This is a genomic window from Streptomyces bambusae (assembly GCF_019400985.1).
In the GTDB taxonomy this organism is placed as follows: domain Bacteria; phylum Actinomycetota; class Actinomycetes; order Streptomycetales; family Streptomycetaceae; genus Streptomyces; species Streptomyces bambusae_A.
Map to the genome: position 1 here is coordinate 1 of NZ_WTFF01000433.1, position 5,014 is coordinate 5,014.

The following is a 5,014-nucleotide window of genomic DNA, read 5'->3' on the forward strand; positions in this document are numbered from 1 at the left end:
TATCATCGCCGGCTGCGGGCCGCCCGGCGGCGACGCCGCACCCGCAGGCGCGCGGTCCGCCGCCGCCCCTGCCGGAGCCGCAGCGGCATCCGCCCGCGCGGTCGCGGGTGAGCAGGCAGGTGAGGGCCGAAGTGCCGACGGCTCCGACCGCTCCGACCGTATCGACCAAGGGATCACCCCGCGATGACACACCTCCAGCCCCTCCCTCGCCGCTACCGGCGTCCGGTCTCGCCCACCGAGCGGCTCTACCTCGCTGCCGGGGACCCGCGCGGAGCCATGGCACTGCGGATCGTCGTCGAAGGGGACGGCGTACCCGACCGGAGCCACCTGGAGGCGGCCCTGGCGCAGGCCGCGCATGCCTGCCCCGGTTCGCGCCTCGTCCGGGTCGGCTCCGAGTGGATCGGCGACGGCCCGTTGCCACGTCTCCACTACGCGGCTCCGGCGACGCCTGCGATCGGCCTCCGGGCCGGGGGCGCCGCCGACGGCCGGGGCCCGGCCTCTCCCGTCGGCCCGGCTGCGCCGGAGCCCAGGCCCCCGGCCCCGGCCGACGGTACGGGCCGAGCCCCGGGCGGGCCCGTGGGCGCGGGCGATGCCTGGCCCCCGGCCGAGGGTTCGGCCGGGCCTGGCGCCTCGGCTCCGGACGCGGTCTCCGTCCCAGGCGGAGCCACGTGCTTCGCCCGGTCCGTCGCCCTCCCCGAAGGGATCGTGCCCGCAGGGCTCGTCGGGGCCGGTCGGTGGCCCCGTACCGACCGGCCCGGGTGCGACGTGCTCGTCGTACCGGGCGCGGCCGGGGCCCTTAGCACCCTCGTGTTCAGCGCCTCGCACGCCCTGATGGACGGTCACGGCGCCCTCGTCTGGGTCCGGGAGGTCTTCCGCGCACTGCGCGGTGAGCCCGCCCGGCCGGCGTACGGCCAGGACACCGACCACGGCCTGCTCAGCGGCCTGGCCCCCGGCCGCCGCCGCCCCGCGCCGCTGCCCGACCAGCGGTCCCCGCTCGGCCGGTTCGGCCCCGGCCCCGAGCGGACCCTCTGGCTGCGCCGGACGCTGCCCGGCCACCACCCCGCGCTCACCGCCCGCCTCGCGCAGGCGCTCACCGACAGCGTCGGACGGGGCACCCGCGTCATGGTCCCCGTCGACCTGCGCCGCCACCGTTCGGGCCCGCCCGCCACCGGCAACCTGACCCTGCCCCTCTTCCTGGACCTGGCCCCCGGCCGGGACTGGGCGGCCGGGCACGCCGAGCTGCTGGCCGCCCTGGCCGAAGGCCGCGAGCTGGCCGCCGGTTTCGAGGCGGGCCTCGCCCCGCTGCCGCTGCCCGCCACCGGCCTGCTGCTGCGCGCCGCCCAGGCGGCGACCCGCCGCGCCGACCGCCACCTGGCCTCGGCCGTCGTCTCCCATCTGGGCCGTATCGCCCCGGCGGACTGCTCGGGCGGGGGGTTCAGGGCGTCCACGGTGTACGCGCTGCCCGTGCACGCTCCGCTGGTCCCGGTCTCGCTCGTCGCCGCCGAGACGGACACGGCGACCGAGATCACCCTCGGCGTGCGCGGGGGCCCCGGCCTCTCCATCCGCGCCGCCCGCCTCCTGGACACCGCCCTGGGCCACCTGACCGCGGCCGGCCCTGCCCCGACGCGCTCCGCGCCCCCGCCTCCCGCACCGAAGCCGGCCTCCGAACGCGTACAGGCCGGGCCCGCCCCGTCCGCTCCGGCCCCTGCCCAGGACGCACCGCCCGATGCCGATGCCGATGCCGCCACCCCGTCCGAGCCCCGGACCGTCGTGGCGCTGTTCCGGGCCCAGGCCGCCCGCACCCCGCAGGCCCTGGCCCTCGACGGCCCCGACGGCCCGGTGACCTACGCGGAGCTCGACGCCCGTTCCGACGCCGTGGCCGCAGAGCTGCGACGGCGCGGGATCGGGCGGGAAGACCTGGTCGGGCTGGTCGTCGACCGCACCCCGGCCGGGGTCGGCGCGCTGTGGGGCATCCTGAAGGCCGGCGCGGCCTACGTCCCGCTCGACCCGGACCATCCGGCCCCGCGCACCAAGGAGATCCTCCACGACGCCGGCGTCCGGCTGTGCCTGACCCAGCACCACCTGCTGAACCGGCTCGACGGCGCCGTCCCCTGCCCGCTCCTCGCCGTCGAGGACCTCCCCTCCGCCCCGGCCGGCAAGGCCATCGCGCCGGACCCCGCCCCGGAAGACCTGGCGTACGTCATCCACACCTCCGGCTCCACCGGCCGCCCCAAGGGCGTGCAGATCGAGCACCGGAGCCTGCTCGGCTTCGTCCGCTGGGCGACCGACCTGTGCCGGGTCGGCCCCGGTACCCGCTTCGGCTTCGTCAACTCCTACGCCTTCGACATCTCCTGCTTCCCCCTCTTCCTCCCGCTCCTCGCCGGCGGTACGGCCGTCCTCGCGCCCGGCCCGGTCTCCCGCGCGACCCTCCGCGGCCTCGTCGCCGAGCACCGCGCCGACACCCTCGCGCTCACCCCGTCCCATCTTGCGCTGACCACCGGCCCGACCGACCCCACCAGCTCCACCGGCCCCATGGGAACGAGCGGCACGCTGCTGCTCGGCGGCGAGGCGCTGACCCCCGCCGCCGTGCGCGCGGCCCGCGCCGCCTTCGGCCCGCACGCCCGGATCGTCAACGCCTACGGGCCGACCGAGGCCACCGTCGCCTGCCTCGCCCATGTCGTGGACGACGGCCCCGGCGCGGAGCCGGCCGCACCGACCGTGCCGATCGGCACCCCGGGCCCCTACGCCGACGTCGAACTCCTCGCCGAGGACGGCGCCGTGATCGGCGACGGCCCGCAGGACGTCGGCCGCACCGGAGAGATCGTCGTCAGCGGGCTCCAGGTGGCCCGCGGCTACCTCGGCCGGTCCGACGACGACGGCGCCCGCCCCTCGCCGTTCACCGTCCGGCCCGACGGAACCCGCGCGTACCGTACGGGCGACCTCGGACGGCGACTTCCCGGCGGGGCCGTGGAGTTCGCCGGGCGGATCGACGGCCAGCTCAAGATCGCCGGGCACCGGGTGGAGCCCGCCGAGACCGTCGCCGCACTGGAGTCCCACCCGGGTGTGGCCCGCGCCGTGGTGGTGCCGCGCCGTCGGCCGGGCGCGGCGGCCCACCCGGTGCTGTGCGCGTACGTCGTCCCGCGCACCACGGCGGACGAGGACCTGCCCGCCACCTTGCGCACCAACCTGGCGCGGGTGCTGCCCGCCCATCTGGTGCCGGCCCACCTCATCGTGGTCGACGCCGTCCCGAGCACCGTCAGCGGCAAGGCCGATCCGGACGCGCTGCCCGACCCGTTCACCCGCGACGGACCGGTGGCGGCGGCGCCGGCCTCCCTGGAGGAGCGCGTGGCGCACCACTGGGCGGCGGTCCTCGGCGCGGACCCGGCGGAGCTGACCCCGGACGCCGACTTCCAGGCCCTGGGCGGCGATTCACTGGCCCTGGTGGAGATGCTCACCGCGGTCTCGGCGGACCTGCTCGACCCGGACCAGGGACGCCTCTTCATGGCCGGACTGGAGTGTCTGGTACGGGAGATGACGCTTGGTCAGGTCTGCGAGCGGGTCCGCGCCGCCCGGGCGGAGGCCGTCGCATGATCTTCGTAGGGGACGGCGCGCTGCTGCGCCGGGCAGTGGTCCACGCGGCGGCCGGCGGGTACCCGATCGACCTGGTCTGCTCGGCGGACCCGGCGGACGCGGCCGGTACGGCCCCGCACCTGTTCGTCGCCACCGGCCCAGGCACGGGCTCCGGCTCAGGCCCGGGCTTTGGCTCCGCTCCCGGGGCGAGCCGGTCCGCCGGGGACGGCTCCGGAGCCGGCATCAACGCCCACGCCGACACGCTGGCCGCCGCATCCACCGACGGCATCGTCTGGTCGGTGAACAACCGCCGCATCTTCCGGCAGCCGCTGCTCTCCCGTGACCTGCGCCTGTACAACATCCACAACGGGCTGCTGCCGCAACACCGCGGACTGCCCTCGGTGGCCGTGCTCTACGCCCTGCTGCGCGGCGAGACCGAGTACGGGGCCACCCTGCACGAGGTCGACGCCGGCATCGACACCGGGCGGGTGCTGGCGGAACGACGGTTCCCCGTCGGCCCCGAGGACCGCTACCACGAGGTGATGCTGCGGGGGATCCGGGCCTGCCAGGCGCTGTTCGAGGAGCACCTGCCGGCCGTGGCGGCCGGCCGGCCCGCCCCTGCCCCCGCCCCGGACCGGGCGGCGGGTCCGCCCGCCTACTACGGCCTGCGCGCCCTGGCCGGACTGCCCGGGCAGGTGGGGCACCCGGCGTACGCCCGCGCCACCGACCTCGGCCCGTTCGCCGCCCACGCCCCGGAGGTCGCGGAAGCGGTACGCCACCTCGCCGCGTGAGCCGGAGGGGGCGCGCCGGGTTTCCGACCGCCCCCGCCCCGCCCCGCCCCGCCCCGCCTCGCCGCGTGACACGAAGGGGGGCGGGACGACTCCCCGGCGGCGCCTCGTCCGGCCTGGTCCCGGTCAGCGGGCCCCGTCGGCCCGCTGCGCCGCCGCCAGCGAGTTCAGCAGGGCCGCGCCGCGCTCGGCGTCGTCCACGCTGACCGCGAACTCCGCGCCCTTGTCCGTACGGACGACCAGGCAGGGCCCGCTGCGCAGCATCACCGTGGTGCCGAGTCCGCTCAGCCGGTAGCCCCAGCCGCCGGCCTGGAGGGCGGTGCGGTGCTCGGCGCGTGCGGACTCGACCGCCCGCAGCGGCCAGTGCCGCGTCGGCAGCGCCAGCGGGCCGAAGGAGACGGAGAATCCCCGCTCGTCGACCCGCGCCTGCACCGACGAGCAGCCCAGGGTGGCGACGCAGACCACCCCGGAGACGGCGAGCAGCGGCCAGGCGGCGCCGCCCAGGCCGGCCACGGCCGCGAGCGCGGCGGCGACGGCCACGACGCCGGCGAGCAGGGCGAGGGCGTGGAGCCAGGCGTTCGAGGCACGGGAGAACCAGACGCGGCGCTCACCCTCGGGGATGTCCATGCGCGGACCACCCGTCCCGGCGACCGGGT

Annotated in this window: 3 protein-coding genes and 1 pseudogene; 3 read left to right on the forward strand and 1 reads right to left on the reverse strand. The window is 77.8% G+C overall.

What is annotated here, in order from left to right:
* From GPJ59_RS33350 to GPJ59_RS33360, 3 genes are all read left to right on the forward strand, one after another.
* Nucleotides 1–187, forward strand: a 187-nt coding sequence (locus tag GPJ59_RS33350) for a hypothetical protein (protein ID WP_219671653.1), incomplete at its 5' end; no start/stop codon positions are given.
* Nucleotides 184–3,591 carry a non-ribosomal peptide synthetase gene (locus GPJ59_RS38745; RefSeq protein WP_219671654.1) on the forward strand — a complete coding sequence of 1,136 codons (3,408 nt, stop codon included), beginning with the start codon at nucleotides 184–186 and terminating at the stop codon, nucleotides 3,589–3,591. The genes GPJ59_RS33350 and GPJ59_RS38745, both read left to right, overlap by 4 nt.
* Nucleotides 3,588–4,361 (forward strand): formyltransferase family protein, encoded by a 774-nt coding sequence (locus GPJ59_RS33360; RefSeq protein WP_219671655.1) that lies wholly within the window; start codon nucleotides 3,588–3,590, stop codon nucleotides 4,359–4,361. Before GPJ59_RS38745 ends, GPJ59_RS33360 begins: the two co-directional genes overlap by 4 nt.
* 123 nt (nucleotides 4,362–4,484) lie before the next feature.
* Here the strand turns inward: GPJ59_RS33360 and GPJ59_RS33365 are convergent.
* Nucleotides 4,485–5,014 (reverse strand): annotated as a pseudogene (locus tag GPJ59_RS33365) (DUF1648 domain-containing protein); the annotation flags it as partial.